30 protein-coding genes are annotated in these 26,808 nt (G+C 63.5%); 18 read left to right on the top strand and 12 right to left on the bottom strand.

Annotation, left to right across the window (positions count from 1 at the left end):
• Positions 1-29: 29 nt before the first annotated feature.
• From FJ490_RS17470 to FJ490_RS17445, 6 genes are all read right to left on the bottom strand, one after another.
• Positions 30-1,226, bottom strand: a complete 1,197-nt coding sequence (locus tag FJ490_RS17470; protein ID WP_140729047.1) for a serine hydrolase — start codon at positions 1,224-1,226, stop codon at positions 30-32.
• A 64-nt stretch (positions 1,227-1,290) separates the two neighbouring features.
• Positions 1,291-2,325: an extracellular solute-binding protein gene (locus tag FJ490_RS17465; RefSeq protein WP_140671467.1), complete on the bottom strand. Its 1,035-nt coding sequence runs from the start codon at positions 2,323-2,325 to the stop codon at positions 1,291-1,293.
• A 22-nt stretch (positions 2,326-2,347) separates the two neighbouring features.
• Positions 2,348-3,148, bottom strand: a complete 801-nt coding sequence (locus FJ490_RS17460) for an ABC transporter permease (protein WP_140513623.1) — start codon at positions 3,146-3,148, stop codon at positions 2,348-2,350.
• Complete coding sequence (locus FJ490_RS17455) at positions 3,141-4,061, bottom strand: ABC transporter permease (RefSeq protein ID WP_140496195.1); 921 nt, start codon at positions 4,059-4,061, stop codon at positions 3,141-3,143. Before FJ490_RS17455 ends, FJ490_RS17460 begins: the two co-directional genes overlap by 8 nt.
• Positions 4,061-5,155 (bottom strand): ABC transporter ATP-binding protein, encoded by a 1,095-nt coding sequence (locus FJ490_RS17450; protein WP_140729046.1) that lies wholly within the window; start codon positions 5,153-5,155, stop codon positions 4,061-4,063. The genes FJ490_RS17455 and FJ490_RS17450 overlap by 1 nt, the downstream gene beginning before the upstream one ends.
• 153 nt (positions 5,156-5,308) lie before the next feature.
• Complete coding sequence (locus tag FJ490_RS17445) at positions 5,309-6,988, bottom strand: amidohydrolase (protein ID WP_140729045.1); 1,680 nt, start codon at positions 6,986-6,988, stop codon at positions 5,309-5,311.
• Positions 6,989-7,232: 244 nt separating this feature from the next.
• Here FJ490_RS17445 and FJ490_RS17440 point away from each other — a divergent pair, with 244 nt between their 5' ends.
• The 4 genes from FJ490_RS17440 to FJ490_RS17425 all read left to right on the top strand — a co-directional run bounded on the left by FJ490_RS17440 (position 7,233) and on the right by FJ490_RS17425 (position 10,895).
• Entirely contained in the window at positions 7,233-7,886 is a 654-nt protein-coding gene (locus tag FJ490_RS17440; protein WP_140522311.1) for a TetR/AcrR family transcriptional regulator, read from the top strand.
• A 23-nt stretch (positions 7,887-7,909) separates the two neighbouring features.
• Positions 7,910-8,941, top strand: a complete 1,032-nt coding sequence (locus FJ490_RS17435; protein ID WP_140513627.1) for a histone deacetylase family protein — start codon at positions 7,910-7,912, stop codon at positions 8,939-8,941.
• A gap of 476 nt (positions 8,942-9,417) precedes the next feature.
• Complete coding sequence (locus FJ490_RS17430) at positions 9,418-10,128, top strand: helix-turn-helix transcriptional regulator (RefSeq protein ID WP_140496200.1); 711 nt, start codon at positions 9,418-9,420, stop codon at positions 10,126-10,128.
• A complete protein-coding gene (locus FJ490_RS17425) occupies positions 10,125-10,895 on the top strand; it encodes a helix-turn-helix transcriptional regulator (protein WP_140566258.1) in 771 nt (256 codons plus the stop codon). The genes FJ490_RS17430 and FJ490_RS17425 overlap by 4 nt, the downstream gene beginning before the upstream one ends.
• Here FJ490_RS17425 and FJ490_RS17420 read toward each other — a convergent pair whose 3' ends face one another.
• Genes FJ490_RS17420 through motA form a run of 6 tightly spaced genes read right to left on the bottom strand, consistent with a single transcriptional unit; the run spans position 10,896 to position 15,735 of the window.
• Positions 10,896-11,330 (bottom strand): hypothetical protein, encoded by a 435-nt coding sequence (locus tag FJ490_RS17420; protein WP_140496202.1) that lies wholly within the window; start codon positions 11,328-11,330, stop codon positions 10,896-10,898.
• Positions 11,327-12,409: a flagellar biosynthesis protein FlhB gene (gene flhB / locus FJ490_RS17415; protein ID WP_140522313.1), complete on the bottom strand. Its 1,083-nt coding sequence runs from the start codon at positions 12,407-12,409 to the stop codon at positions 11,327-11,329. Before flhB ends, FJ490_RS17420 begins: the two co-directional genes overlap by 4 nt.
• A gap of 9 nt (positions 12,410-12,418) precedes the next feature.
• Positions 12,419-13,432, bottom strand: coding sequence for a flagellar motor switch protein FliG (locus tag FJ490_RS17410; protein WP_140522315.1), 1,014 nt, complete (start codon positions 13,430-13,432; stop codon positions 12,419-12,421).
• Positions 13,433-13,475: 43 nt separating this feature from the next.
• Positions 13,476-13,862: a flagellar motor switch protein FliN gene (gene fliN / locus FJ490_RS17405; RefSeq protein ID WP_140496205.1), complete on the bottom strand. Its 387-nt coding sequence runs from the start codon at positions 13,860-13,862 to the stop codon at positions 13,476-13,478.
• A 17-nt stretch (positions 13,863-13,879) separates the two neighbouring features.
• On the bottom strand, positions 13,880-14,827 hold the full coding sequence (locus FJ490_RS17400) for a FliM/FliN family flagellar motor switch protein (RefSeq protein ID WP_140522317.1): 948 nt from the start codon (positions 14,825-14,827) through the stop codon (positions 13,880-13,882).
• 32 nt (positions 14,828-14,859) lie between these two features.
• The gene (gene motA / locus FJ490_RS17395; RefSeq protein WP_140496207.1) at positions 14,860-15,735 is read right to left on the bottom strand and encodes a flagellar motor stator protein MotA; all 876 of its coding nucleotides are present in this window, start codon (positions 15,733-15,735) and stop codon (positions 14,860-14,862) included.
• 157 nt (positions 15,736-15,892) lie between these two features.
• On the opposite strand from motA, the gene FJ490_RS17390 reads away from it, so the two are divergent.
• The 14 genes from FJ490_RS17390 (at position 15,893) to fliP (ending at position 26,772) form a co-directional block, all read left to right on the top strand.
• On the top strand, positions 15,893-17,704 hold the full coding sequence (locus tag FJ490_RS17390) for a DUF1217 domain-containing protein (RefSeq protein ID WP_140566250.1): 1,812 nt from the start codon (positions 15,893-15,895) through the stop codon (positions 17,702-17,704).
• 2 nt (positions 17,705-17,706) lie between these two features.
• Positions 17,707-18,429 (top strand): flagellar basal-body rod protein FlgF, encoded by a 723-nt coding sequence (flgF, locus tag FJ490_RS17385; protein WP_140513633.1) that lies wholly within the window; start codon positions 17,707-17,709, stop codon positions 18,427-18,429.
• Position 18,430: 1 nt separating this feature from the next.
• Positions 18,431-19,831 carry a flagellar protein export ATPase FliI gene (gene fliI / locus FJ490_RS17380; RefSeq protein ID WP_140729044.1) on the top strand — a complete coding sequence of 467 codons (1,401 nt, stop codon included), beginning with the start codon at positions 18,431-18,433 and terminating at the stop codon, positions 19,829-19,831.
• The gene (locus FJ490_RS17375) at positions 19,812-20,471 is read left to right on the top strand and encodes a hypothetical protein (protein WP_140665833.1); all 660 of its coding nucleotides are present in this window, start codon (positions 19,812-19,814) and stop codon (positions 20,469-20,471) included. The genes fliI and FJ490_RS17375 overlap by 20 nt, the downstream gene beginning before the upstream one ends.
• An 86-nt stretch (positions 20,472-20,557) precedes the next feature.
• Complete coding sequence (gene flgB / locus FJ490_RS17370) at positions 20,558-20,938, top strand: flagellar basal body rod protein FlgB (protein WP_140496212.1); 381 nt, start codon at positions 20,558-20,560, stop codon at positions 20,936-20,938.
• 2 nt (positions 20,939-20,940) lie between these two features.
• Positions 20,941-21,357: a flagellar basal body rod protein FlgC gene (gene flgC / locus FJ490_RS17365; RefSeq protein ID WP_140496213.1), complete on the top strand. Its 417-nt coding sequence runs from the start codon at positions 20,941-20,943 to the stop codon at positions 21,355-21,357.
• Entirely contained in the window at positions 21,354-21,677 is a 324-nt protein-coding gene (locus tag FJ490_RS17360; protein ID WP_181165227.1) for a flagellar hook-basal body complex protein FliE, read from the top strand. The genes flgC and FJ490_RS17360 overlap by 4 nt, the downstream gene beginning before the upstream one ends.
• An 11-nt stretch (positions 21,678-21,688) precedes the next feature.
• Entirely contained in the window at positions 21,689-22,477 is a 789-nt protein-coding gene (flgG, locus tag FJ490_RS17355; protein WP_140513636.1) for a flagellar basal-body rod protein FlgG, read from the top strand.
• A gap of 5 nt (positions 22,478-22,482) precedes the next feature.
• A complete protein-coding gene (gene flgA / locus FJ490_RS17350) occupies positions 22,483-23,007 on the top strand; it encodes a flagellar basal body P-ring formation chaperone FlgA (RefSeq protein WP_140556619.1) in 525 nt (174 codons plus the stop codon).
• Entirely contained in the window at positions 23,004-24,245 is a 1,242-nt protein-coding gene (locus FJ490_RS17345) for a flagellar basal body P-ring protein FlgI (protein ID WP_140522322.1), read from the top strand. The genes flgA and FJ490_RS17345 overlap by 4 nt, the downstream gene beginning before the upstream one ends.
• A gap of 3 nt (positions 24,246-24,248) precedes the next feature.
• Complete coding sequence (locus FJ490_RS17340) at positions 24,249-24,827, top strand: MotE family protein (protein WP_181165228.1); 579 nt, start codon at positions 24,249-24,251, stop codon at positions 24,825-24,827.
• Positions 24,824-25,528, top strand: a complete 705-nt coding sequence (gene flgH, locus FJ490_RS17335; RefSeq protein ID WP_140729042.1) for a flagellar basal body L-ring protein FlgH — start codon at positions 24,824-24,826, stop codon at positions 25,526-25,528. The genes FJ490_RS17340 and flgH overlap by 4 nt, the downstream gene beginning before the upstream one ends.
• 21 nt (positions 25,529-25,549) lie before the next feature.
• Complete coding sequence (locus FJ490_RS17330; RefSeq protein WP_140496219.1) at positions 25,550-26,044, top strand: flagellar basal body-associated FliL family protein; 495 nt, start codon at positions 25,550-25,552, stop codon at positions 26,042-26,044.
• A complete protein-coding gene (gene fliP / locus FJ490_RS17325) occupies positions 26,041-26,772 on the top strand; it encodes a flagellar type III secretion system pore protein FliP (RefSeq protein WP_140513640.1) in 732 nt (243 codons plus the stop codon). The genes FJ490_RS17330 and fliP overlap by 4 nt, the downstream gene beginning before the upstream one ends.
• Positions 26,773-26,808 lie beyond the last annotated feature (36 nt).

Genomic DNA, 26,808 nt, shown 5'->3' with positions numbered 1-26,808 from the left:
TTTCCTTCCAGGTCGTGTCTTGTGGGGGTTCAGCTCAGCGCGGCGGCGATGGCATGCACGGCCTTCAGCGTCGCCATGGAATAGGCGACGTTGCTGAAATCCGGCCAGCTCGAAAGCTTGACCACGACCATCCGCGTATTCCAGTCGATGTGGATCATCTGCCCGAACACGCCCCGGCACATCAGCGCCCGCGAATGCGGATTCTCGATCCAGAACTGGTTGCGATAGCTGCCCTCTGGCAGGCTCGGACTAAAGCCCGGCCCGTGGCTGCCGCTGCGCGTCGCCTCGATCCAATCGGCAGGCACGATGCCACCGCCATTGTCGAGGATCAGCTGGCCGAAGCGGGCATAATCGCGCAGCGTCGCGTTGAAGCCGCCATCGGCCAGTGCGTAGCCCGCGCTGTCGACGGTGAAGCAGGCGCTTTCATCGGCGCCGAGCTTTTGCCAGAGTTCTTCCGAAACCAGCTGTGCCAGCCGCTTGCCTGTCACCCCCTCCATGATGAACGCGAGCACATCGGTTTCGACCGAGCGGTACTCGAATGCCGCCCCATGTGGCCGAACAATGTCCTTCAAGCCCAGGATCAGCTCGAACATGTGCGCGGGCCAGCGAAAGTCCGGGTCGCTGCCCGGCGGCACCGGCTTCCAGCCGGTGGCGACATCGACCTGGCCGATATCGGAATAGCGATCGGTATATTCCTCGGAAAAGCGCACTCCGCTCGTCATGTCGAGCACGTGCTGGACGCTGGCGCCGGCCCACCCGGTTGCCTTCAGCTCCGGCAGGTAGTCGGTAAGCGGTTTTGTCGGATCGACCAGCCCGCGCCCGGCCAGTATGCCGAACACCGAGCCGGTGACCGATTTGGCCATCGACTGCGACAGATGCAGCGTGCGCTCGTCCATGCCGTTGAAGTAACGCTCATGGGCTATCTTGCCGTCCTTGAGCACCAGGAAACCATCCGTGTAGGTCTCGTCGAGCAGGCCCGCGAGCGTCGAGGCCTTGCCATCGCTGCCCTCGACCGGCAGCCCGTCGAGATCGACCTCTGCGCGTTCGAGGCGGTGACGGTGGCCATTGCCGCGCCAGACTTCGACGGTCGGCAGAATTTCCCTGATGTGCTGGAAAGCCCAGCGGTTCCAGGGCGGCCTGTCCCAGTCGAGCCTTGGTGGCACCATGGCGGGCGGCGAGCCCTGCATGATCGGCGGCCGCGGATCGCTGTTGCGATAGGAGTCCATGAAAGCCATTCCCGGAAACGGAAAAGACCCGGCGGCATGTGCCACCGGGTCGATCACGCAGCGATCACTTCTGCAGTTCGGTCCAGATCTTGGTGTAGATCTCCTGGGTTTCGGGAGCGCACATCTTCTGGAATTCGCCATGCGGCTTGGCGTCGGCCGGAATGACCACTTCCGGCGCATCCTTCATGTCGGCCGGCATATACTTCTCCGAGCCGGTGATGGCATTAGCGTAGCGGTGGAAGGCCGAGAGGCCGGCCGCGTTTTCCGGATCCATGATGAAGTTCTGGAACAACTTGGCGTTCTCGACATTCTTGGCTTCCTTCAGGACGACGACATTGTCGCTCCACAGGCCAAAGCCTTCTTTCGGATAGTTGTAGTGGATAGCCGGGTTGGCCAGGCGCTGGCGCAGCGCCGAGCCGTTCCAGTCGCTGGTCGCCTTGAAGTCGCCGGCGCCCATCTTCTCGATGGTGTTGTATTCCATGGCGATCCAGTTCGGCTTGGCCGCGACCAGAAGGTCGCGCACCTTCTTCAGCACCGCCTTGTCGTCGGTGCATTGCTCGCCGCCGACATATTTGACTGCCGCGAAGATGACGTCGTTCATCTCTGGAACGACATTGACCTTGCCCTTCAACTCGTCGGGCGTGTTGAACACGATGCCCCAGGTGTCGGCAGGACCCTTGTAGGCGTCGGTGTTGACGACCACGCCGATCGTGCCCCAGGCCCATGGCACGGAATATTTGCGGCCAGGATCGAATTCAGGATTGGCCCATTCGGGCGCGATGTTCTTCGCGTTCTCCATCTTGCCCGGATCGGTCTCCTGGACGAGGCCTTCCTTTATCCAGATCGGCACGTAGGTCTGCGAGGGCACCGCTATGTCGAAGCCGGTGCCGCCCTGGCGAACCTTGGCGAGCGCCGTGTCGTTGGAATCGTAGTCGGTGATGGTCACCTTGACGTTGTATTTCTGCTCGAACTTCTTGATTACGTCGGGGCTGGTGTAGTTGCCCCAATTGTAGATGTTGAGCACGCCGTCGGCGCGCGCAAGGCCCGTCGAAGCGAGCAACGCCAACCCCAAGGTGGCCGTTGTTGTCTTCCAGTTCATCGTTCCAGCTCCCATTTCAGGTTCAGTCTCGTTTCCTGCTGACGAAGAAAAACAACGTGACGATCGCAACCGAAAGCAGCAGGAAGGCGGTCGATATCGCGTTGATCTCGGGTGTGATGCCGCGGCGGATCTGGCCGAGCATATAGGTGGGCAGCGTGTCCTGGCCGCCCGACTTGACGAATTCGGTGATGACGACGTCATCCAGCGAGATGACGAAGGCCAGCATCAGTCCGGCAAGGATGCCGGGCCACAAAAGCGGCAGCGTGATGCGGCGGAAGGTCTTCCACGGCGTCGCGTAGAGGTCGGCGGCGGCGCGTTCCAGAGTCAGGTCCATATTCTCCAGCCGCGCCCTGATCGGCAAATAGGCGAAAGGAATGCAGAACGCCGTATGCGCGGCGATCAGGTAACCGAGGCCCGAATAGCCGGTGAAGATCTTGATGCGCGAGAAGAAGATCAGCAGCGCCACGCCGGTGACGATCTCGGGCACCATCAGCGGCTGGTTGATCGCTGCGTATTTGAAGGTGAGGCCGGGATAGGGCGCGGTGCGCGTGGTGGCGAGCGCCGCCATGGTGGCGAAGATGGTCGACAGCACCGCCGCGGTGGCGCCGATCTGGAACGAGCGCAGCGTCGCGTCGATGACCTGCGTGTTCTGATATGCCGACTGGAACCATTTCAGCGAAAAACCGCCCCATTCGGAAGTCGAGGTCGCCGCGTTGAAGGCATAGATCACCAGCACGACGATCGGCAGATAAAGCACGACGAAACAGGTCGCCGCGATCGCGGTGAATCCAGGCTGGTGCTTGATGGAGAAGTTGCTAGCCATGCCGCACCCCCGACTTGCCGGCATTGCGCACATAGGCAAGCAGCGCCACCATCACGATGATCATGACCGTGATCGACAACGCCGAACCGAGTGGCCAGTTGCGGCCTTGTCCGAACTGCAACTCGATCAGGTTGGACAGCATCATGTTCTTGCCGCCGCCAAGCACGCTCGGCGTCACATAAGCGCCAAGGGCAGGAATGAAGACCAGGATGGAGCCGGCGATGACGCCGGGTTTGACCAGCGGAAAAATGATCTTGCGCAGCACCTTGAAGCGTGTCGCGTAGAGATCGTAGCCAGCCTCGACCAGCCGGAAATCGAGTTTTTCCATGCTGGCATAGATCGGCAGCACCATCAGCGGCAGGTAGACATAGGCCATGCCGATCAGGATCGCCGTGTCGGTGTAGAGGATCTGCACCGGCGCCGAGACGATGCCGAGCTTCAGAAGGATGGTATTGACGATGCCTTCGTTGCGGATGATCTGCAGCACCGCGAAGGTACGGATAAGGAGGTTGGTCCAGAACGGAATGGTGATCAGGAATAGCCAGAGATCCCTGGTCTTTTCGCTGCGCGTCGCCATGAAATAGGCGGTCGGGAAGCCGAGCGCCAAAGTCGCCAGCGTCGTCACCACCGCGAGCTTGATCGAGCGCAGGAAAATGGTGACGTGGGCGGCCGCGAGCGACAGCGTGTCGTCAAAAATGTCGCGTTCCATGAACACCGACACCCAGGCTTCCGGCGAAAATTGCCACTTCACGTCGCCATAGGCGCCGGGCGTCAGGAACGAATAGACGAGCACGATCAGCAACGGGCCGGTCGCGGCGAGCAGAATGACCAGCAGCGCCGGCGCTGACAGCAGCCAGCGGTCGCGGACGTCGCGCCGCTCCGCTGCCTTGGCGACTTCTTCGGCGGTGGCCATCAGTCCCTCAGCACTTGCGCGGCGTCGTTGCCGATCAGGATGCCGACCTTGTCACCGCGCTCGAAACCGCAGCCGGCGCTGCGCGTGTTCTGCTGGCGCACGGTGAAGGCTTCGCCGCTGTCGAGCTGGACATGGATATGCGTGTCGGTGCCGAAATAGACGATGTTGTCGACCGTGCCCGACAGGTCGCCCTTACTCTTGGTCAGCTTGGCATGCTCCGGCCTCACCACCACGGTGGCGTTGTCCTTCGGCTGGAAACCTTCGGCGACGGTCGCCTCGATGGTGGTGCCGGATTTGAGCGTCGCGCGCGCCTTGCCGTTGCCGGTGCCCGATATGGCCGCGGTGAGAAAGTTGGTCTCGCCGATGAAGTCGGCGACGAAGCGTTCGGCAGGCTTGTCGTAGATATCCCAGGGCGAGCCGACCTGCAGGATCTTGCCCGACGACATCACCGCGATGCGGTCCGACATCGTCAGCGCTTCTTCCTGGTCATGGGTGACGAAGATGAAGGTTATGCCGGTCTCGTGCTGCAGCCGCTTCAACTCGATTTGCATCTCCTTGCGCAGCTTGTAGTCGAGGGCGGAGAGCGGTTCGTCGAGCAGCAGCACCTTCGGTTGCGGCGCGAGCGCCCGGGCCAGCGCCACGCGCTGCTGCTGGCCGCCGGAAATCTGGCCGGTGCGCCGGCCCGCCAGCGCCTCCATCTTGACCAGCTTCAGCATCTCGGCAACGCGCGCCTTGATCTGCGCCTTGGGCTTGCCCAGCATCTCCAGGCCGAAGCCGATATTGTCTGCCACCGTCATGTGAGGGAACAGCGCATAGGACTGGAAGACGGTGTTGACCGGCCGCTTGAAGGGCGGCAATGGCGCGATGTCCTGGCCGTAAAGCAGGATTTCGCCGGTGGTTGGAAAGTCGAAGCCGGCGATCAGCCGCAGCAAGGTGGTCTTGCCGCAGCCGGATGGTCCCAGCAGTGTGAAGAATTCGTTTTCGCGGATGGATACCGAGACTGTGTCGAGGGCAGCGACCTGCCCCTCACCCGATCCGAAAATTTTGCTGACGTTTACTACTTCAATCGCATTCCGATCCGGTTTGTCCGGCACGATTACGCCTCACTGTTGACCCCGCTCTTGCTGGCGGAGCTTTTCCCCTATTGGATGTGACCACATGGCCGGTGGGTTGGCAAGTCCGGCATTGAATCACAGTTCAGTCGGTCATTTCAGTCCGCCATTTCAGCAGGCAAGCCGCATGCCATGTCAGGCCTGGTAGGTGACTTTGCCGCCGCAGATCGTTGTTACCGGGCGCACCTTGTGCAGGTCGGCCGGCATAGTCTTTTCGATGTCGGCCGACAAAACCACCAGATCGGCCATATAGCCCGGCTTCAGCGTGCCCTTGCGGTGCTCGGCGAATTCGGCATAGGCGCCCTCGACCGTGTAGGCGGCAAGCGATTCACGCAGCGAGAAGCTCTGGTCCGGATCGCTTGATGCCCATGGTTTGCGCATCACTGCCGCCTGGATGCCCAGGATCGGATCGATCGGCGACACCGGCCAGTCCGACGCGAACACGACATGCGCGCCGGCATTCTTCAGGGTGCGCCAGGCATAGCTCAGCGGCCAGCGCGCCGGCCCGATGCGCGACACAGTCGGCTCCAGCGGAAAATCCATGGCGCCGGGCGGATGCGGCGGCTGCATCGAAGCGATGGCGCCGAGTTCGGCGAAACGCGGCACATCAGATGCGCCGATGACCTCTATATGTTCGACACGATGCCGGCTGTCGCGCCTGCCATTGGCCTTTTGCGCCGCCTCGTAGCCGTCGAGCACGGCGCGCACCGCGCCGTCGCCGATCGAATGCACGGCGATCTGCAGGCCGCGCCTGTCGACGGCGACGGCGAGATCGATGAATTGCTGGGGCGTGAACAGGGGGTCGCCCACCCAGTCGGGACGGTCGGCATAGGGCTCGATCATGACGGCCGTCCAGGAATCGAGCACGCCGTCGTAGAACACCTTGACCATGCCTGACGACAGCCACTCGCCATTGTAGCGCTCAGCCATTGTGGACGCCTTGTCGAGCATGTCGAGCGTCATGAAATTCTTGTAATGGAAGGGTATCTGCACCCGGCAGGGTAGACCCTCCTCGGCCTCGATCTCGGCCAGCAATTCGAGCTGGTAGAGATTGCCGTCCATGTTCTGGATGGAGGTGATGCCGTGGCGCGCGCACCAGGCGAGCCCACGCCGCATGATGTCGCGGTCGAAGGCCCGCTCTTCCGCCGATGGCATCGGGTCCGGTTCGCCGCCTGTCGCCAGCCCGAGCCGCACCCGGCTCTCACCGGCAAGATCGAGAACCGGGCCGAAAGCCTCGCCCTCGCGCAGTTCGCCATTGGCCAGGCCGTCGTCGCCCATGACGATCTCATTGCCGGGGCCAAGCGCGCGCCCATTCAGGATGCCGGCCATGTCCAGCGCCCTGCTGTTGGCCCACATCGTATGGTGATCGGGCGCGGCCATGACGAAGGGCCGGTCCGGCAGGATCGCATCGAGATGATGGCGCGTCACTCGCTCGTCATCGAGCACGGTGTAGTCGACGCCCTGTCCGACCAGCATCTTGGCATCGGGGTGCGTCGACGCGTAGTCGCGGATCGCCTTTTGCAGCGCCTCGAAACCGTGGACGCCCGACAGCTGCAGATGCGCAAGCTCGGCCGCGCCTGAAAACAGATGCATGTGGGCTTCGATGAAACCCGGGATCACCGAACCGCCCCTGGCGTCGATGACCCTGGTGGCCGGGCCCTTGAACTCTTCGATGGAGGCTTGGCTGCCGAGAGCGACGATGGCGCCATCCTTGACGGCAACGGCTTCGGCTGTCGGATTGTCATCGTCCATGGTCAACACACGACCATTGATGACGATCAGATCCGCCTTGTGACCCGCACCCATGACAGACATCGCGACTCCGCGCTTTTGACTGAGACCGACAACCACTGCCCACGAGCTGCCGCTCCGCGGGAGGGGCGATGGGAAAAGATGATGCCGGCGCGCTGTCTTCGAAATTCCCCTTGTTATCCCCAAGGCAGCGTGGATAAAAGAATGCGACTAATCATTCGCGTTTGTCAACATGCGGAATTTGCAATGTATTGTGGACAACCCCGCCCCGATGTTGGGACCGGGCGGGGAACGAGGACATCAAGCCGTGAAGCGCAATCTCGATCGCAAAACCAGGATAGCGCTCGAACCGCGCAAGCAGCCGCGGCAACAACGGTCGAGCAAGGTGGTGGACCGGATTCTCGACGCGGCGCTGATCCTGACCCGCGAGCAAGGGACAAGGACGCCGACGACGCTCGCCATAGCGCAGCGCGCGGGCCTGTCGGTCGGTTCGGTCTACCAATACTTTCCCAACAAGGAAGCCATTCTCCTGGACCTCGCCCGGCGCTGGCTGTCATCCTTTCCCGAAGTGATCGCGAGGCGCATCAGGGTCGATCCGCCCACCAACCGCGAGGAGTTTCGGCGGGAGGTGCGCAGGCTCTTCACCGATACCTCCAGGCTTTATCTCGACAATGCCAGCCTGATGCCGGTGATCGAGGCGATTTCAGGCAACGCCGACCTGAGACCGATCCAGAACGAGTATGACGACCAGATCATCGCCCTCTATGCGGCGTGGCTGCGGCACGTGAACCCGGCTCTCGAAGACAAGGTCGCCAACCGGCTCGGCGTGCTGATGATGGAGGTCGGACACGCCTGCCGTCTTGTCGGCCTGAAAAGGGATCGCCGGACATACGACCTCATCGAGGACGATGTCGAAACCATGTGGCTCGCTCTGGTGACCCCCTACCTCAACCTTGACTGATTTCGCATTTCGAGAGGAATTTTATGAAGACTGTCTATTCGCCGCTTCACGCCGGCCACGCCGGCCAGATGGAACTGGTCACATCGGCGATCGTGCCGGGTTTCGAAAAACCCTCGCGCGCCGAGTTCATCAAGGCGCGGGTCGACAGCGAGAAACTCGGGCCGATCATCGCGCCGGCCGAGCATGATCTTGCCGCCGCCAAGCGCATCCACAGGGCCGACTACGTCGATTTCCTGCCGACGGTCTGGCCGCAATGGATCGCCGAGGGCCACACAGGCACAGCCATGCCCTTCACCTGGCCGACACGCGGCCTGCGCGGCGACGTGCCGCCCAAGCGCGTCGACGCCCTGCTCGGCTATTATTCCTTCGACGGCGGCGCCACCTTCGTCGAAGGAACATGGGACGCGATCAAGTCCTCCTACGACGTCGCGCTGACCGCCGCGGGCCTGGTCAAGGCCGGCGAAGCCTCCGCCTTCGCGCTCTGCCGTCCGCCCGGCCACCATGCCGGAGCCGGCTTCATGGGCGGCTATTGCTACATCAACAACGCGGCCGTTGCCGCGCAGTGGTTCCGCGACCAGGGGGCCAGCCGCATCTCGATCCTCGATGTCGACTATCATCACGGCAACGGCACACAGGAGATCTTCTACGACCGCGCCGACGTGCAGGTCCTCAATTTGCACGGCGACCCGATGGTCGAATATCCGTTCTTCCTCGGCCATGCCGACGAGCGTGGCGCCGGCGCGGGCGAAGGTTTCAACATCAACTATCCCATGCCGTTCGGCACCGGCTGGGACGCCTGGAGCGCCTCGCTGGAAGACGCCTGCGCCAGGCTCGCCGCCTACGCGCCAGACGTCGTCATCGTCTCGCTCGGCGTCGACACGTTCGAGAAGGATCCTATCAGCCAGTTCAAGCTGAAGTCGTCGGACTATCCCATGATCGGCCGCCGCATCGCCAGGCTCGGCCTGCCGACGCTGTTCGTCATGGAAGGCGGCTACGCCGTCGAGGAAATCGGCATCAATGCCGTCGGCGTGCTGACCGGCTTCGAGGGCCGGTGACACCGGCTGCCCGAAGCGCGGCAGCTCTCAGGGAAACCACGAAAAAGGGCGGCGTCAGCCGCTCTTTGACATCCTCTAGCCCCTTGGTGGGCGCGACCGAAACAGCCCCGGCCGAGAAGACTGGCTTGCACGGCTCGAACATTTTCACGCACCGAAACGCGCGAAAATCGGCGCCTGAGTCGCAGCTTGAGTCCACTCGATTCGATTTTGTCAAATCGCGTTTGATGTCAGATTCATCTACGGGTAGATTAGACCCGAATCAGCCGGTCCTCGGGGGGCGCGGCGACCACCCAAAGTCTCAAGTGCCGGAATTTTCTGGCGCCAGACGCGGACGGCTTCGCGTTCCCTGAATGGATTCCGTCTGATCGGGCGCGACCCCGCGCTTGTGTGTGTCTCGTAAATGTAACGCGTTTTCAGGTTCGGCGGCTGGCTCTCCAGCATCCGGACATCAGCATCGATTCCGGCCAAAAACAGCAATGAGCAGTCCCGCCGCGCTTCTTCAATCCGACACATTGGGCTCGCGCCTGACGTCGCGCGGCGATCTCACCAGCTTTTTCATGGAGTTGACCGCCGAGATCGGTGCCGACAGCTATATGCTGGTCGCCATCGTCCACGATCAGGACCGCAACGACGCGCGCATCGTCTCGTCCAACTGGATTTTCGACGCCATCGAACTGATCGGCAAGCGGCTAATCGCTGGCCTTGCCCAGGGCGCGCTCACCGTCGCGCCGGGCATGCGTCCAAGGCCGCTGGTGTCGGCGCAGGCACCACAGGCCGAGGGGCTGGTCTCCGGCGAAGAGGCACGTCTGCTCGACGTGCTCGGCCATGCCGAAATCTATTCGCTCAGGCTGAATGTCGGCCGCCAACGCCTGTTCGCGCTGTTCTCGGCGGCAGCCGCCGGTCGGATCGACCAACCGGCGCTGATGAAGGCGCAGTTGAAGTGCTGCTACGCGCTCTCGCATATTCCGCAACTGATCGCCGCCGCCGCCATGCAGGATCCGCTGTCGGACCGCGAGCGCGAATGCCTGTTCTGGGTCTCGGAAGGCAAGACCACGGACGAGGTTGCCGTCATCCTTGGCGTGTCCTCCAACACCGTCAACAGCTACATCACCCACGCCATCCAGAAATTCGCGGCCAGCAACCGCGCGATGGCCATCGCCACGGCGATCAGGAGCGGCATCATTTGAAACAGGCCGACGTCAAGCAGGCCGCCGAGGCCCTTTTTAACGACCAGCGCAATCCGTTCGGTGCCTTCTCGCTCGGCTCCGAAACGCATCACGCCGTGACCATTCCCGATGCTGTGCGGCGCTGCCGTTGGATCGCCGTCGACATCAATGCCTCGGCCTTCGGCCTGTTCTTCGTCAGCCCGTCGCTCGAGCGGGCGCGGCTGGTGCCGTGCTTCGATTCCGACTATCCCGGCATATCGGTGGCGACCAAGTTCATCTCGGGCGCCAATGGCGAGGAGATCGTGCGCCATAGCAGGATCTCGACCGAACCGCGCTGGTGGACGGATGACGGTGTGGCGGCCATGAGCGATATGTTCGGCGGCCTTGCCTGGACCGAGCAGATGGCGCCGCCGGCGCCCGGCAGCAGCGGCATCGCCTTTCCCGTCCACGCCGATCGCGGCCAGTGCGGCCTCGTCGTCTTCCTCGGCTCGGAGATCGCCCTGCCGCAGGACGCGCTCTATGAAATCCACGCCCGTTGCTTTTCGCTGTTCGCCGCTGTCGCCCGCATGCGGCCGGGCGATGTCGGCAAGACGCGCGCGATCTCCAAACGCGAGCTCGAATGCCTGAAGCTGACCGCCAACGGCAATACCAGCGAGGAGATAGCGCGGCTGCTGAAACTGTCGGTGCATACTGCCAACCAGTATCTCACCCAGTCGACCCAGAAGCTCAACGCCGTCAACCGCAACCAGGCGGTCGCCAAGGCGCTGCGGCTCGGCCTGATCGAATAGTTAGAACGCCAGCGGCTCGACCTTGCGGATACGAGCCTGTTCGACCACCGCCTCGAGCAGGGCGGTGTTGTGCTCGGGGTCCTCGCCGGGCTTTTCGAACGACACGTAGTTGACCGCGACCGAGGCGCCTTTTTCGCTCAGCGTCAGCTGGAAATAGACGGTGACGCCGGGCGGCCGAAGCTCGAGATCGAGCACGATGCGCGGGCTACCGCTCCAGTCGACATGAGCCTCGCCGCCATGGCCGAGCCTCAGCGTGCCCGGCTTGAAGAACAGCTCCGCCGCGGAATCGACCAGGTCCGACAGGCAGGCGAAATGCTCCAGCCGGATGAAGGCGATATAATCGGCGACATCGATCAGCCTGAGCTCCGCCACGACTTGCTCGATGGCGCTGGCGACGATGATCTCGCGGGAGTTGGCGTGCGGTTGGCGGTTCATGAAATCTGTCTGCGCTCAGCCTTTTTCGAGTAGACGATCCGCACCAGTTCGGCGACGGCCTGGTAGAATTGCGACGGGATCACACTATCGACCGAAACTTGCTTGTACATGGAGCGGGCGAGCGCCACGTCCTCGAAGATCGGGATGTTGTGCTCGCGCGCGATTTCGCGGATCTTGAGCGCCACCAGATCCTGCCCCTTGGCCAGCACCAACGGTGCCGAATCCTCGTCGCGCACATATTTCAGCGCGATCGAGAAGTGCGTCGGGTTGGCGATGATCAACGTCGCGCGCGGCACCGCCGTCATCATCCGCTTGCGAGCGCGGTCGCGCGCCAGCGAGCGCAGCCGCGACTTAACGATCGGGTCACCCTCGGACTGCTTGAACTCGTCCTTGACCTCCTGCTTGCTCATGCGCAGGTCCTGCTTCCAGTGGAAGCGCGACCAGACGATGTCGATCGCCGCGATCAGGCCCATGACGAAGACGATCGCCACCAGTATGTCGACCGCGATGCCGCGGATGACGAGGCCGAAGGCGACGGGATTGGTGATCATGCCGGCGAGCAGCTTGCGGTGATCCTCGGACAGCGTGAAGGCGAGCACGACGATGGCGAAGCCCACCTTGCCGAGCGCCTTCAGGAACTCGACCCAGCCCTGCACCCCGAACAGCCTGTTCCAGCCCTTGACGATCGAGATGCGCGACAGCTGCGGCCTGATGCGTTCGCCGACGAATTGCGGCATGTTCTGGAACACCGAGGCGCCGATGCCGGCGATGGTCAGGAGCACCAGCAGGCTGAGGATGGCACGGCCCACCTCCAGCATGACGATCTTGTAGAGCGCGATGACGTCGGTCTCGGTGTCCATGGGCCAGGCTTCCGGCTTCTCCAGGAACATCGACAGGAACATGCCGAGATCGACAATGGCATCCTTGGCGTAGAAGACGGTGAACACCAGTATGGCGACGAAGGAGGCCAGGAGCGCGGTCTCCCTCGAATGAGGCAGCTTGCCCTGTTCGATGGTGTCGCGGATCTTCTTTTCCGTCGCTTCTTCGGTTTTGGAATCCTTGTCGACCGCCTCTGCCATGATCCGGCCTTAGGCGGCGGCGTTCTGGGTCGCGGGAAGCTCGAACGCGCCTTCGCGCGCCAGCCGGATTGTCGTCGTCACGATCGTCTTGCGCGCCGCCATGATGTCGGCGAGGGGGACCCCTTCGGATCCTTGTCCGAGTTCGGCTTCGATCATGCGCCGCGAGCGCGCGCCGATCGCCGACAGCGCCGCTTCGGCAAGGATCGCCGAAGTGCCGCGCAGCGCCAGCGTGACCAGTTCGGTGGACAGCCCGTCGAATAGAAGCACGCGCGCTTTCTGGGTAAGCAGCGGCAAATCGTCGAAGGCGAACAGCCGAGCCCGGACGCCGTCGAGATCGGGCGTGCCGGCGGCCTCCAGGTCCTGCATGACCTCCTCGAGCAGCGGCTTGTCCAATTCGTTGAGAACGCTGGCGACGCGCGCCTGTCCGGCCGATGTATCCTTGGTCGCGGTTTCCGCCAGCACGCTGGTGCGCAGCCGGTTTTCGACGATCCTGCTGGCGGCGTCGGGAACATTGGCCATCGTCACCATGCGCTTGATGATCTCGCCGCGCGTCAGCTTGCTCAACGTCAACAGCACGCTCGCCGCCGCCTGCGGCGCCAGCTTCGACAGCACCATGGCCGCAGTCTGCGGATGTTCACCGGCCAGGAAAGTACCAAGCCGCACCGGCTCGAGCTTCTCGAGCTCGGGCCAGATCGGCGGCGGACCTTCCGGCGCAACCTCGAATTTTTTGTCACCCATGATCGCGCTCATCTCTTCCGGTGACAGCGATTCATTGAGGATGGTGTCCATCCTGTCGGCGGAATCGAGCAGTCCCGCCCCTTCGGTGAACTCCGCCTCGAACTCGGCGACGATGCGCTCGAGATCGCCTTGCGGAATGGTCCTGAGCAGCCGGGCGCCCTCGATAAGCGCCTTCAATTCCTCCTGCTTGAAGAATTTCAAGAGGCGGCTGGCCGACGGCTTGCCCATCGCCACCAGTATGGCGGCCGCCTTCTGCGGACGCGTCAGGGAAAGGGACGTCGTCATGCCTTTCGCTCCCGCTGCCGCCGGCAAGACCCGCGACGCATCTTCACGCGCCCTTCGTGCCGGCGATGATTTCGGTCAGCCTGATGCCGAAGCGCGACGGGTCGCTTTCGAGCACGGTGATCTCGCCGCGCGCTATTCTGCGGCCGTTGACCACCACGTCGACCGGTTCGCCGATGCGGCGGTTGAGCGCCACCGTGGAGCCCTTCTGCAGCGCCATCAGGTCGGACACCGGCATCTCGGTGCTGCCGAGGATGATCTGGACGTCGACGGGGATGTTCATGATGACGCTCGAATTGGCAGCGGACGCGGCCTTGAACGCAATATCGGGGCGCTGTTCCTCTTCATGCAGAACCCCGCGCAATTCCTCGATGGCGCGGTCGAGCTGCTCGTCCGGCTGGTCGATTTCGGCTTCTGCCTTGGTCTTGGCCATGCATCGTCTCCAAAAGCTCAGGCGTGCCCGGCACCAGCCGGCATGAGCCCGTCGATAAAATCCTGTCCGGCATCATAGGGATGCTTGATCCGGACGGTGTAATTCTGTCCCAGCTTGCCGAACTCGCATACGAACAGCGTCTTGCCGCGCGCGCCGAGACGCGCTTGCGATTGCGCCGTTTCCTCGAATTCGATGATCTGGCCAATTTCGAAATCGGCAAGATCGCCGAGCGTCAGTCGGGCCAGCGGCATGGTCGCCTCGAGCGCCACCGTGGAGCGCATCACTTCTTCCGAAAAGCGCGCGCGCCAGCTGGCGCCCTGATCGTTCTCCCCGCCGGCGGCAGCGCTGTCCCGGCTGGCCAGCACGACACGCTGCGGCATCGTAACCGTGACGGTGCCGCTGTCGGCCGGCGTCGAGATGCCAAAGACGATGCGGATTGCAGCGCCATCGCGCAACACGTGTCGTTTGGCTTCGGTGCCCGACATCGCCCGCGGCACTGGCAGGCGCAGGTCGAGCGACCGTCGCCCCGATCCGTTCAGTGCCTGCGCGACCTGCTGGAACACCATGGTCGAAACATCGACCTCGATCTGCGACAGATCACGCTCTATCGGCGATGCCGGCATCTCCGGGTCGCCGCCGAACAGCGTGCAAAGCGTGACCGCGATCGCCGGCGCATCGATCACCAGGGTCATGGCATCGGAGGACGTGGCTGACGCAACGATGGTCATGGCAAACGTATCGCCGGCACGGGAGCGGGCCTCCGCGACGCGGCTGACCTCGACGCCCCTGAGATCGACGGTGACCGGAACTCCAAGCTCACTGGTCAGGCTCTTCTGCAGCAGCGGCGCAGCGCGCTCTGCCATGCCCCGGCCGGTGCCGATGACCTGGGCGGCCTCGCCGCTGTCGCCGACCAGGCGCTCGATGATCAGCGAGCGCGCTTGTGAGGGACTGCCGGGACTGGTCATGACAATGTCGGCACCGATCTGTCGCGCATCGCTCAGGCGGCCCTTTTCTCGGCGGAGCCGGTGTTCATCGTGCTCTGCTCGACGGCGTCGATGGTCGGCCGCTCATAGGACGATATGGTCTTGCGGCCGAACTCGATCGCCACCTGCGGCAGGGCGCCGTTCATATAGGCGAGCAACGTCTGCTTGACGATAATGTAGAGGCGGTTCTTCTTCTCGCGCACCGTCTTGATCTTGGTGGCGACGGGCCCGACCACCGCGTAAGACAGGAAGATGCCGAGGAAGGTACCGACGAGGGCGGCGCCGATCAGGCCGCCAAGGATTTCCGGCGACTGGTCGAGCGCGCCCATCGCCTTGACCACGCCGAGCACGGCGGCGACGATGCCGAGCGCCGGCAGGCCGTCGCCGACCGCCACCAGCGCGTGGTAGGCTTTCATCTTGTCGGACTTGATGGTCTGGATTTCCTCATCCATCAGCGCCTCGATCTCGTGCGAACGGGCGTTGCCGATGATGATGATCCGGCAATAGTCGCAGATGAAATGCGTCAGGTCGTGGTTCTTCAGCACGGTGGGGAATGCCTGGAAGATCGCCGATTCCTCGGGATTGTCGATATGCGCCTCGACCTCGCTGCGCGACTTCGAACGCAGTTCACGCATCAGGCTGTGCAGCACGCCGAGCGTTTCCAGATAATCCTGCTCCTTCGGCACGGCCTGCTTGAAGGCTTCGAGGATGCCCCTGCCGGTGTCCTTGACCGTTTTCATCGGATTGGCGACGAGGAAGGTGCCGAGTGCGGCGCCGCAGATAACCACCGCTTCCCAGGGCTGCATCAGCACATGCAGATGCCCGCCCATGGCCATGAAGCCGCCAAGGACGCAGCCGAGCGTCACCACCAGTCCAATCAGAATGCCCACGAGAGGTCCTTCCGCATTTCAAGTCAGCTGCAAGGAATAGTCCCCGTGCCTTGTGTGAGGCTTGAATCGGAGCGGCATCGAGCCGATTGGCGCGATTCAGTTTCGCGCAAGGAAGTGAGTCTATTGTGCTGGCATAGCTTCGGCCGGAGGCGCGTCCTTGCTCAGTACCTATACCAGCTACCAGTTGATCACCAGGGACATCGACAAGTCGATCGACCGCATCGAAAAGCAGCCGACGGTCGATCGCGACACCAAATATTATCTGGACAACATCACCAAGGTGAAATCGATCGACGATTTCGTCAACAATGACCGTTTGTTCAAATATGCCATGAAGGCCTACGGCCTGGAGGACATGGCTTACGCCAAGGCGTTCATGGTCAAGGCGCTCAAGGAAGGCGTTTCCGACCCCGACAGTTTCGCCAACAAGCTGACCGACAAGCGCTACGCCGAATTTGTCAGCGCCTTCAACTTCGCAGCCAACGGCGCCAATACCACGGTTTACAACAAGGCGCAGCAGCTGGTGACCGGCAACTATGCGCTGCAAGTCCAGATCGGCGCCTCGCAGGCGGGCTTCTCTTACTATCAGAGCGAAACCGCCTATTATGTCACCAACATCTCCAAGGTTAAGTCGATCGACGACCTGATGGGCGACAGCCGCCTGCTGACATACGCGATGGCCGCATTCGGGCTCGACGCCGAAACCGAACCGGCCGCAACGGTCAGGGCGATGCTCGAAGGTGGCGTCAGCGATACCAACAGTCCCGCCAACAAGCTGACCGACAAGAGTTACGCCAACTTCGTCTCGGCGTTCGACTTCGCCCAGTATGGCGATCAGACGACCACGCGCGACAACGTCCAGCAGGCGGTGCCTAAGGGCTACATGGCCGGAGCCGGGCTGACGTTGGTCAAGCCGAGCGCGCAGTACGTCAAGGGCGAGGCCGACTACTACGCGGCAAACATTTCCAAGGTGAAGTCGATTGACGACCTCATGGCGGACAAGCGCCTGCTTACATTCGCCATGGCGTCCTATGGACTGGATGCGTCAACCGAAACCCCGCGGCAGATCCGCGCCATGCTCGAGGGCGGCGTGAGCGATCCCAACAGCCCTGCAAACAAGCTGACCGATAAACGATACGCCAACTTCGTCACGGCCTTCGATTTTGCCCAATATGGCGATCAGACGACCACGCGCGACGCAGTGCTGAAAGATACGCCGAAAATCTACACGACAGGGTCGGCGCTTGGCCTGATCAAGCCAAATGCGGACTACATCAAGTCGGAGACCGCATATTATCTGGCCAACATCACGAACGTGAAATCCATCGACGATCTGATGGCCAACAGCCGCTTGTACAATTATGCCCTCTCGGCCTACGCGCTCGATCCGGCGACAGAGAGGAAGGATCTCATCCGCAGCGTTCTGGCCGGTGGCGTCCGCGACCCCGACAGCGTCGCCAACAAGATGACCAACAAAGCCTATGCCGGGCTCGCCTCCGCCTTCAACTTCGAACAATACGGCGAAGCGGCCACCACGACCAATCCGGCACAGCAGCCGACCGTCGACAAATACATGCGCCAGACGCTGGAGGAGGATGCCGGCCAAACCAACGAGGGCGTACGGCTGGCGCTCTATTTCCAGCGCAAGGCGCCTGATATCACCAGCTGGTACGATGTGCTCGCCGACACCGCTCTTGCCAGCGTGGTGCGCACAGTGCTCGGCTTGCCCGATTCCTTCGCCACCGCCGACGTCGACAAGCAGGCGCAGCTGTTCGAGCAGAAGCTCGACATTTCTGATTTCTCCGACCCCGAAAAGCTCGGCAAGTTCCTGACCCGCTTCACCTCCATGTACGAGATCAACCACCCGACCTCTTCAGCCGTGTCGTCGATCAGCGTGCTCTTCGCCAAGCCGGTCACGGCGGGGATCTCCACCGACCTGATGATGGCCATGCAGAAGTTGAAGTTCTGACCATGCGGGACAGTCTCTACGTCGCCCTTTCCTCGCAGATCGCGCTCGAGCGTCGGCTCGACACGATCGCCGACAATGTCGCCAACGCCTCGACCGTCGGCTTTCGCGCCACCGGCGTGAAGTTCGAGGACGTGGTGTCCGGCACCGGGCCGAAATCCGTGTCCTTCGCCTCCTCGGGCAAGACCTACCTTTCCGGCGCCCATGGCTCCCTGACCGAGACCGGCAATCCGTTCGATTTCGCAATACAGGGCGACGCCTGGTTCGCCATCGAGACGCCGGTCGGCACCGTCATGACCCGCGATGGCCGCTTCTCGATGAACGAGAATGGCGAGCTGATGTCGGTCGAGGGCCATCCCGTGCTCGACGCCGGCGGCGCACCGATCCAGCTCGACCCCCGCAACGGCCCGCCCAAGGCCGGAGCCGACGGATCGTTGCGCCAGAACGATCAGCTGGTAGGCTCCATCGGCCTGTACAATTTCGATCCGGGTGAGAATTTCGTGCGCTACGGCAATTCCGGCATCGTGCCGGCGCGCACGCCCGAGCCGGTGACCGATCGCGCCGATATCGGCGTCGCCCAGGGCTTCGTCGAGGAATCCAACGTCAATCCGGTGTTGGAGATGACGCGGCTGATCATGGTCCAGCGCGCCTTCGAGAACACCGCCGCCCTGATGCGGCAGACTGATTCCTCAACCGACGAGGCGATCAAGACGCTCGGCTCGAAGTAGCATGTCGCTCGACCAGCCAACCCTGCGCGCACCCGAAAGACTGCCCCAGCCGACGCCGGAAGACCGGCTTGCCGCGCTGGAGCGGATATGGCGGCGCTTCAGCGATGCCGAGGGACTGCTCAAACGCGGCGGTCTCGTCACCGAAGTCACATCGACGCATTACAAGGTGCGCGGCCTTTCGGATTTCGCCAGGCTGGGCGATCTTGTCGAACAGCGCGGCCATGCCGGCACGCGCCGCGGCGAGATCGTCAAGATCAGCCGCGACGAGATTGTCGTGGCCCCCTTCGAACGCAGTGCCGATGCCGGCATAGGCGACGCCGTTTTCCGTCGCGGTCCGCTCGCGGTGGCGCCGCATGCCTCGTGGCGCGGCCGCACGATCGACGCGCTCACAAGGGCGATCGACGGCGGTCCGCCATTGGTCAGGGGCGACGGCATGTCGGCCGCCGCCGCAACGCCGGGCGCCATGGCGCGCCAGCGCGTCTGCACCGCCTTCATGACCGGGGTCAAGATCATCGACATTTTCACGCCGCTCTGTTTCGGCCAGCGCATGGGCGTCTTTGCCGGTTCCGGTGTCGGCAAGTCGACGCTGCTGGCCATGCTCGCCGGCGCAGACGCTTTCGACACCGTCGTTGTGGCGCTGATCGGCGAACGCGGCCGCGAAGTCCGCGAATTCCTCGAGGACACGATCGGCGACAGCCTGGCCAAGACCGTAGCCGTCGTCGCCACGAGCGACGAAAGCGCCATGATGCGCCGGCGCGCGCCGGACACCGCGATGCGCGTCGCCGAACATTTTCGCGACCAGGGCCACCGCGTGCTTCTGGTGCTGGATTCGATCACCCGCTTTGCCCACGCCCTGCGCGAAGTGGCGACGGGAACGGGTGAGCCGCCGGTCGCGCGCGGCTATCCCGCTTCGGTTTTCACCGAGCTGCCGAAGCTGCTCGAACGCGCCGGGCCGGGAGTGGAAGGGAAAGGATCGATCACCGCGATCATTTCCGTGCTGGTCGACGGCGACGACCACAACGATCCGGTGGCCGATTCCGTGCGCGGCATCCTTGACGGCCATGTCGTGCTCGACCGCGCGATCGCCGAACAGGGCCGCTATCCGCCGGTCAATCCGCTGTCGTCCATATCACGCCTGGCCGGCAAGGCTTGGAGCGTCGAGCAGCGCGCGCTGGTGACGCGGCTGAAGTCGATGATCTCCCGCTTCGAGGACACGCGCGACATCCGCCTGCTTGGCGCCTACCAGGGCGGCGCCGACGTGGAACTCGACATGGCGGTGCGCCAGGTACCCCTGATCTACGAGGCGCTGATGCAATCGCCCAAGGACCGCCCGTCCGCTGATCCGTTCTCCGATCTCGCCCGCCATCTCAAGGGAAAGCAGAATGCCGAACCAGGGGACTGAGCTCCAGCATACCGAGCGCATCCTGCGCGAAATGATCGCTGAGGCGAAAGCCGAAGAAGAGATAGAAGCCAGCCGCAACTCGGCCATCGACGGGCTCTTCGCGGCGCCGCAATGGCCGCAGCCGCCCAAGACCGCGTTTCCCAGGCTGGGCAAGAAGGCCGGGCGGCGCAGCGACTTCGTCATCGCCGCGCTCGGCATCACGCTCGGCCTGATCTGCGCGCTGTTTCCCTGGTATATCTTCTTCAATCAGGAACAGTTCGGCGTCCAGGCGATCAAGTTCGGCGGCACCGGCACCAATTCTGGACGCGAGGGCGGCGGCGTGGTTGCCGAGCGCAGCGCGCCGCTGACGGCCAAGGACGTTCCGAATGCCAATATCGACCTGCTTGCCACCGGAACCGTGCAGGACGATCCCAGCGCCGCCCCGGCGCCAGATGACCAGCCCTTTCCGGCCGACGTCACCAAATTCCGCATGGTACACGTCGCCAATGGCCGCGCCATGATCGAGGACGATACCGGGCTGTGGATGGTCCAGCGCGGCTCGATACTGCCGGATTCCAACAAGGTGTCGTCGATCGAGCAACGCAACGGCAAATGGGTGATGGTCACCAGCGCCAACCAGGTGATCGAGCTTTCCAGATAAGTTCGCCGCGCTTGCCGGTTGCGTCCGCCCGCAAGGTCCGCGCAAGACTGGCGGCCTAGTCTTTGGGCACACGCCCGGAGATTCCCATGGAGCCCGTTTCTCTTTTCGATCTCGCCGCCAAGCAGGCGCAATGGCTGGCCGTGCGTCAGTCGGCGGTCGCCGGCAACATCGCCAACGCCAACACGCCGGGCTATACGGCAAACGATGTCGAGCCGTTCGAAAAGGTGCTCGACCGCGCGGCGGTGTCGTTGCAGACGACACAGGCCGGACACCTCGGCAGCGCCGCGACCAATGCCGGTTTCGCGATCAAGCCACAGGAAGACGACGGCGTCGTCATGCCGTCAAAAAACACCGTCGTGCTCGAGGACCAGCTTCTCAAGGCCGGTGAGGTGCGCCGCTCCTTCGAGCTCAACACGGCAATCGTCAAGGCATTCCATTCGATGATGATGATGGCGGTGAAGAGCTGACCATGGACGCGCTCACAGCAGCCCTCAAAGTAGCAGCCTCCGGCCTCGGCGCCCAGTCGGAGCGGCTGCGCGTGGTTTCCGAAAACCTCGCCAATGCCCAGTCGACCGGCACCACCCCCGGCTCCGACCCCTATCGCCGCAAGACCATCAGCTTCGTCTCGGAGCTCGACCGGACCACTGGCAGCTCAACGGTCGAAGTGAACTCGATCGACCGCGATCCCAGCGATTTTCCCGTGGAATTCCAACCCGGCAACGAGGCCGCCGACGACAAGGGCTACGTCAAGATGCCCAACGTCAACGTGCTGATCGAAATGGCTGACATGACCGAGGCCAACCGCTCCTACGAGGCTAACCTGCAAGTCGTGAAGCAGGCGCGCGATCTCATTTCAATGACCATCGACCTGATGAGGAACCAATGATCGTGAACGGCATCGGCGCGCTCAACTTGAAGCCTGGACTTGGCGACACGGCGACTGAGCTGCTTCAGGGCGGCGTTGCGCCCGCGAGCGCAGGCAACCTCGGCACCTCCTTCGCCGAGGCGCTGAGCCAGGCGGCCACAAAGACCGTCAACACGCTGCAGAACGCCGAGCAGGTCTCGGTCCAGGCGCTCAAGGGCGACGCCGACACCCGTCAGGTCGTCGATGCCGTGATGAGCGCCCAGCAGGCGCTGCAGACCGCCGTCGCCATCCGCGACAAGGTCGTTTCGGCCTATCTCGAAGTCAGCCGCATGGGCATCTGAGGAGTTCGGCCATGAAAGCACTCGCCATCGCCGCCACCGGTATGAACGCCCAGCAGACCAATCTGGAAGTCATCGCCAACAATATCGCCAACATCAACACAACCGGCTACAAGCGGGCGCGGGCCGAATTCTCCGACCTGCTCTACCAGGTCGACCGCACGCAAGGCGTGCCCAACCGCTCCAACGCTTCGCTGGTGCCGGAAGGCGTCTCGATCGGCCTCGGCGTCAAGACCACCGCCGTGCGCAACGTCCACACCCAGGGCGAACTGACCAGCACCGGCAACAGTTTCGACATGGCGCTCACCGGCAGGGGCTGGTTCCAGATCGAAGGCGCCGATGGCGGCACGCTCTATACCCGCGCCGGCGCCTTCAACACCAACGCCACAGGCCAGCTGGTGACGGTGGACGGCGCCAGCGTCATTCCAGCGATCAACGTCCCGGTCGACGCCGTCGAGGTCATCGTCAACAAGACGGGCCAGGTCTTCGCCCGCATCGACGGCCAGACCGATCTGCAGAATCTCGGCCAGCTCCAGATCGTCAACTTCGCCAACGAAGCGGGACTGGCGCCGCTCGGCGACAATCTGTTCCAGGAAACCACCGCTTCCGGCCCCGCCAATGCCGGCGTGCCGGGCGATCCCGGCTTTGCCACCATCCAGCAAGGCTATCTCGAGGCCTCCAACGTCGACCCGGTCAAGGAAATCACCGAACTGATCTCGGCGCAGCGCGCTTATGAGATGAATTCCAAGGTCATCCAGGCCGCCGACGACATGGCCTCGGTCGTCTCCAAGAACATCAGGTAACGACAATGGCCGCTCCGGTCTCGTGCTCCGCGTTCCGCCGTACCGCGCTCGTCCTTGCGCTGATGACCGGCGGCATGCCAGCTTTCGCGCAGGATGCGGCCAAGCGGTCGGCAACGCAGATCGCCAGCAGCCAGCTTGCCGGCGAGGTCGTGCTGATCCCAAACCGGGTCATTTATCCCGGCGAGACCATCGAGCTCGCGGCCCTCAAGCAGGTGACCCTCATCCCAGGCAAGCACAAGCCCGACGCGGTGACGACCGTCGCCGAGGAACTCCAGGGCAAGATCGCCAAGCGCACGCTGCTGCCCGGCCGCTACATCCCCGCCGCCGCCATTCGCGACGCCTGGCTGGTCGAGCAGGGCGCAGCCGTGCAGGTCTTCTTCATCGCCGGCGGACTGACGATATCGGCCACCGCCGTGACCTTGCAGCCGGGCTCGGCCGGCGATCTCATCAAGGTTCGCAACAGCGACAGCGGCAAGATTCTCTCCGGCACGGTGATGGCCGACGGAACCATCCAGGTCAGCGCTTCATGATGCGTCCGCTTGCTCTTCTGCTTGCAGCCGCGCTCGGCCTGCAGCCTGCCTTGGCCGACGGCCTCACGCCCAAGGCCAAGCGCGAACTCGCCGCCAGGAATGGCGGCGTCTATGACGATCCTGAATATGATCCGGCCACCACCACGCGCATGTTCCGCGTCTCGCCCGGGCCAAGCTCGCTGCCGCCGGGCCAGGTCGCCTCGCGCATCAAGGACATCGCGCAGCTGCAGAGTTCGCGCGACAACCAGCTTGTCGGCTACGGCCTGGTCATCGGCCTCGCCGGATCGGGCGACAGCCTGCGCAACTCGCCGTTCACCGAACAGTCGATCCGCGCCATGCTGGAGAATCTCGGCATCGCCACCGAAGGCGGCAGAGCGCGCGCCAAGAACGTCGCCGCCGTCATCGTCACCGCCAACATGCCGCCCTACGTACAGTCGGGCGCGCGCATCGACATCGACGTTTCCTCGATGGGCGACGCCACCTCGCTCGCCGGCGGCACGCTGATCATGACGCCGCTGAAGGCGGCGGACGGTGAGATCTATGCTGTCGGCCAGGGCGCGGTCATCGTTTCGGGCTTCACCGCCCAGGGCCAGGCCGAGCAGTTGACGCAAGGCGTCCCGACCGCGGGCCGCGTGCCGAACGGCGCCATCATCGAGCGTGCCGTGAAGGCCGAGTTCGATGACCAGCCGATACTGACGCTGCAGCTGCGCAATCCCGATTTCTCGACCGCCATTCGCATCGCCGACGCGATCAATGACTACACCAGCCAGCGCTTCGGCATGCGCGTGGCGGCCGAGCGCGATTCCCGCACCGTGCAAATCAGACGGCCGAAAAGCGTATCGGCGGCCCGCTTCTACGCCGAGATCGAGAACCTCGTGGTCGAATCCGATACGCCGGCCCGCGTCGTCATCGATGAGCGCACCGGCACCATAGTCATCGGCAACGACGTCAAGATCTCACGCGTGGCCATCAGCCACGGCACGCTGACGGTGCGCATCACCGAAGCGCCGCGCGTCGTGCAGCCCGAACCATTCTCCAAGGGCGAAACCGCCGTCGAGCCGTTCACCGCCATCGACGCCAGCCGGCCCGACGCGCGCGTCGCCGTGCTCGACGGCCCGGACCTGCAAACCCTTGTTTCCGGCCTCAACCGCCTCGGCGTGAAGCCCGACGGCATCATTGCCATCCTGCAAGGCATCAAGTCGGCCGGCGCCCTGCAAGCCGATCTGGTTCTCCAATAGGCGATGCCGATGATCTTCTTCCCCTCATTCCATCAAGGATGCCGCCCCGCCGCGATCCTGTTCGCGGCCTGCGCTCTGGCGGCCTTTTCCAGCGGCGTGCATGCCGAGGAAGCCGTCCGCCAGGTCCTGCCGGGGGCGCCGCCCGCACCCGCGCCGCAGCTGTTGGCCCGGGAGAAGGCTCCCGACCAAAGCGAGATCGAGCGCTTCTGCTCCAACATAGCCGACGCCGCCCGCGACCGCCGCTACGTGTTGCAGGCGGAGGAGTTGAAACAGCTCCAGGCCGGCATCGACCAACGCATGAAGGCACTGGACGAAAAGCGGGCCGAATACGAGACCTGGCTGAAGCGGCGCGAGGTGTTCCTGGCCCGGGCCGAGGACAGCGTCGTCAAGATCTATGCCGGCATGAAGCCCGACGCGGCGGCCGAGCGCCTGGCCATCGTCAATGCCGATCTGGCCGCGGCCATCCTGATGAAACTGGATTCGCGCAAGGCCGCCGTCATCCTCAACGAAATGGACCAGAAGGCGGCGGCGACGCTCACCGGCATCATGGCCAGCGCAGCCCGAAGGGTAGATCCGTCATGATCCGCACAACGCTCATCCTGTGCGCGGTCGCAGCTTTGTCCGGCTGCGGCACCAATCTCAAGGAGATCGGCAGGGAGCCTTCACTGTCGCCGGTCGGTTCCGGCATCGGCAGTGAAGGAGCTTCGCCCTACAGCTATCCTGAGCCGCCTGCCGCGCCGGTCAAGAAATTCTCGCTGTGGGACGATCGCCAGAGCCGGCTGTTCACCGACCCCAGGGCGTTGCGCGAAGGCGACATTCTCACCGTCAGGATCAAGCTCAACGACAAGGCCAACTTCAAGAACCAGAACGACAGGAGCCGCACCGCCTCGCGCAAGCTGGGTTACGACGTCACGCTCGGATGGGAAGACAAGAGCACGAGCGGCAAGGGCGACGCCGGCCTGAGCTCCAGCACCGAAACCAATGCGGACGGCGAGATCAAGCGCTCGGAGAACCTGGAGCTCAACGTTGCTGCCGTCGTCACCGAAGTCCTGCCCAATGGCAATTTGATGATCAGGGGCTCGCAGGAAGTGCGTGTTAATTATGAGCTCAGGGTGCTCACCATCGCCGGCATGGTGCGCCCGTCGGATATCGGCGCGGAGAACACCATCTCCTATGAACGCATCGCCGAGGCGCGCATCTCCTATGGCGGCCGCGGCCGCGTCAGCGAGGTCCAGCAGCCGGCCTACGGCCAGCAGATCCTCGACCAGGTTCTTCCGTTCTAGGGCATTGGAGACCGCAGCACCGTGGCCAGCGTCGAACAGGTTCCGTCTCGCAAGGGTCCTTCCCTTGCCGTCCAGGGCGCCATGCTGCTCCTGGTGACGGCTGCCGCCATCGGCATGGGCTGGCTGTCCGGCGGCTATCTCAAGGGTGTGGGGGCACCGGCATCGGTACCCGTCGCGCCGGAAAACGAGGGCAAGGTGCCCAAGCCCGCCGACGCGCAAGAGCCCGGCACGGGACCGTCACTCGTCGCGCTGGCGCCGATCACCACCAACATCGCCTCGCCCGCCGAGACCTGGATCAGGATGGAAGTGTCGGTGGTCTACGACGCGCCGCAGCCGCCGGCAATGTCGGATGAGATCCATCAGGATCTTCTGGCCTTCGTGCGCACCCTGAAGATGCACCAGATAGAAGGCGCCAGCGGCTATCAGCACCTGAAGGCCGATATCGAGGAGCGCGCCTCGATCCGCAGCCAGGGGCATGCCAAGCAGGTACTCATCAGGACGTTGCTGCTCGAATGAAGAAATTTCTTCTTGCCGCGGCGCTGCTCGGCGCCGCCACATCGATCGCGACGGCCCAGCAACTGGACCTCGGCGGCATCGGCAAGGCCGACGGCACCACCGTCGGCTACATCATCCAGATGTTCGGCCTGCTCACCGTGCTTTCGGTGGCGCCGGGCCTGCTGATCATGGTGACAAGCTTCACCCGTTTCGTCATCGCCTTCTCGATCCTGCGCGCCGGCATCGGCCTGCAGTCGACGCCGGCGAACCTTATCCTCATTTCGCTGTCGCTGTTCATGACCTTCTATGTCATGGCGCCGACCTTCGACCAGGCCTGGAATACCGGCGTCAAGCCGCTGATGGACAACCAGATCAGCCAAACCGAGGCTTTCGAGAAGATTTCCGATCCCTTCCGCACCTTCATGCTGCACAATGTGCGCGACAAGGACTTCGACCTGTTCGCCGACCTCGCGCGCGAACGCGGCCAGACCGTTGCGAAGGAAACCGTCGACCTGCGCATCCTGGTGCCCGCCTTCATGATCTCCGAGATCAGGCGCGGCTTCGAGATCGGCTTCCTGATCGTGCTGCCGTTCCTGGTCATCGACCTGATCGTCGCCACCATCACCATGGCGATGGGCATGATGATGCTGCCGCCGACGGTGGTGTCGCTGCCGTTCAAGATCCTGTTCTTCGTGCTGATCGACGGCTGGAACCTGCTTGTCGGCAGCCTGGTGCGCTCCTTCAACTGATCGCGCCCGGCGCCGAACCGCGCCCTCCCGTTTTTT

The sequence above is a fragment of the Mesorhizobium sp. B2-5-11 genome (assembly GCF_006440835.1).
Taxonomy (GTDB): Bacteria; Pseudomonadota; Alphaproteobacteria; order Rhizobiales; family Rhizobiaceae; genus Mesorhizobium.
The sequence above is the reverse complement of the archived record's forward strand: the minus strand, read 5'-3'. Positions and strand labels throughout refer to the sequence as shown.

What these genes read in the sequence shown, in the direction of transcription:
- flgH (WP_140729042.1), top strand. Translation starts at nt 24,824, where the DNA reads ATGATCCGCACAACGCTCATCCTGTGCGCGGTCGCAGCTTTGTCCGGC.
- fliI (WP_140729044.1), top strand. Translation starts at nt 18,431, where the DNA reads ATGTCGCTCGACCAGCCAACCCTGCGCGCACCCGAAAGACTGCCCCAG.
- FJ490_RS17430 (WP_140496200.1), top strand. Translation starts at nt 9,418, where the DNA reads ATGAGCAGTCCCGCCGCGCTTCTTCAATCCGACACATTGGGCTCGCGC.
- FJ490_RS17420 (WP_140496202.1), bottom strand. Translation starts at nt 11,330, where the DNA reads ATGAACCGCCAACCGCACGCCAACTCCCGCGAGATCATCGTCGCCAGC.
- FJ490_RS17455 (WP_140496195.1), bottom strand. Translation starts at nt 4,061, where the DNA reads ATGGCCACCGCCGAAGAAGTCGCCAAGGCAGCGGAGCGGCGCGACGTC.
- FJ490_RS17410 (WP_140522315.1), bottom strand. Translation starts at nt 13,432, where the DNA reads ATGACGACGTCCCTTTCCCTGACGCGTCCGCAGAAGGCGGCCGCCATA.
- flgC (WP_140496213.1), top strand. Translation starts at nt 20,941, where the DNA reads ATGGACGCGCTCACAGCAGCCCTCAAAGTAGCAGCCTCCGGCCTCGGC.
- FJ490_RS17460 (WP_140513623.1), bottom strand. Translation starts at nt 3,148, where the DNA reads ATGGCTAGCAACTTCTCCATCAAGCACCAGCCTGGATTCACCGCGATC.
- flhB (WP_140522313.1), bottom strand. Translation starts at nt 12,409, where the DNA reads ATGGCAGAGGCGGTCGACAAGGATTCCAAAACCGAAGAAGCGACGGAA.
- flgG (WP_140513636.1), top strand. Translation starts at nt 21,689, where the DNA reads ATGAAAGCACTCGCCATCGCCGCCACCGGTATGAACGCCCAGCAGACC.
- FJ490_RS17445 (WP_140729045.1), bottom strand. Translation starts at nt 6,988, where the DNA reads ATGTCTGTCATGGGTGCGGGTCACAAGGCGGATCTGATCGTCATCAAT.
- fliN (WP_140496205.1), bottom strand. Translation starts at nt 13,862, where the DNA reads ATGGCCAAGACCAAGGCAGAAGCCGAAATCGACCAGCCGGACGAGCAG.
- flgF (WP_140513633.1), top strand. Translation starts at nt 17,707, where the DNA reads ATGCGGGACAGTCTCTACGTCGCCCTTTCCTCGCAGATCGCGCTCGAG.
- FJ490_RS17340 (WP_181165228.1), top strand. Translation starts at nt 24,249, where the DNA reads ATGCCGATGATCTTCTTCCCCTCATTCCATCAAGGATGCCGCCCCGCC.
- FJ490_RS17345 (WP_140522322.1), top strand. Translation starts at nt 23,004, where the DNA reads ATGATGCGTCCGCTTGCTCTTCTGCTTGCAGCCGCGCTCGGCCTGCAG.
- flgB (WP_140496212.1), top strand. Translation starts at nt 20,558, where the DNA reads ATGGAGCCCGTTTCTCTTTTCGATCTCGCCGCCAAGCAGGCGCAATGG.
- FJ490_RS17465 (WP_140671467.1), bottom strand. Translation starts at nt 2,325, where the DNA reads ATGAACTGGAAGACAACAACGGCCACCTTGGGGTTGGCGTTGCTCGCT.
- fliP (WP_140513640.1), top strand. Translation starts at nt 26,041, where the DNA reads ATGAAGAAATTTCTTCTTGCCGCGGCGCTGCTCGGCGCCGCCACATCG.
- flgA (WP_140556619.1), top strand. Translation starts at nt 22,483, where the DNA reads ATGGCCGCTCCGGTCTCGTGCTCCGCGTTCCGCCGTACCGCGCTCGTC.
- FJ490_RS17400 (WP_140522317.1), bottom strand. Translation starts at nt 14,827, where the DNA reads ATGACCAGTCCCGGCAGTCCCTCACAAGCGCGCTCGCTGATCATCGAG.
- FJ490_RS17435 (WP_140513627.1), top strand. Translation starts at nt 7,910, where the DNA reads ATGAAGACTGTCTATTCGCCGCTTCACGCCGGCCACGCCGGCCAGATG.
- FJ490_RS17360 (WP_181165227.1), top strand. Translation starts at nt 21,354, where the DNA reads ATGATCGTGAACGGCATCGGCGCGCTCAACTTGAAGCCTGGACTTGGC.
- FJ490_RS17375 (WP_140665833.1), top strand. Translation starts at nt 19,812, where the DNA reads ATGCCGAACCAGGGGACTGAGCTCCAGCATACCGAGCGCATCCTGCGC.
- FJ490_RS17470 (WP_140729047.1), bottom strand. Translation starts at nt 1,226, where the DNA reads ATGGACTCCTATCGCAACAGCGATCCGCGGCCGCCGATCATGCAGGGC.